The organism is Vibrio sp. S234-5 (assembly GCF_000960595.1).
Taxonomy (GTDB): Bacteria; Pseudomonadota; Gammaproteobacteria; order Enterobacterales; family Vibrionaceae; genus Vibrio.
This window is the reverse complement of the sequence record NZ_JZAM01000347.1, coordinates 1-427: the sequence shown is the minus strand read 5'-3', so window position 1 is coordinate 427 and position 427 is coordinate 1. Positions and strand designations below refer to the sequence as shown.

The following is a 427-nucleotide window of genomic DNA, read 5'->3' as shown; positions in this document are numbered from 1 at the left end:
CTTTTGAGAAAGCCAGCGATGAACTCTTTCTTGTTGCGATTTTTATCGCCTTCATAGCCACTTTTCTTTCTAACTAACACCACGAAATGATGCGTTTCTACCCCACATGTCGGGCACATGAGGACTTCTGTCTTGTTCGACATCTTAGACTCCTTGACGAATTATCCCTTTCTGATGGCATGATTCTCATACGCCTGTAAAACGAGTCATCATGCCATCACTATCGATTCTTTCTCTTCTTCGTTGAGACGACGAATCAACTTCGCTGGTGTGCCTCCGTATAGACAATCTGGCGGCACATCATGGTTAACGACTGAATTAGCCGCAATGACTGAACGAGCACCTATCGTCACACCTTGGTTAATGACGGAGTTACCGCCAATCCACACATCATCTTCAATCGTGATGGGTTTACAAAACGTTTCCC

Annotated in this window: 1 protein-coding gene; it reads right to left on the bottom strand. The window is 45.0% G+C overall.

Going from position 1 to position 427, the window contains the following annotated elements; all coding sequences use genetic code 11:
- Nucleotides 1-209 precede the first annotated feature (209 nt).
- The coding region (locus tag UF06_RS18955; protein ID WP_045571821.1) for a DapH/DapD/GlmU-related protein at nucleotides 210-427 on the bottom strand (218 nt) is incomplete at its 5' end.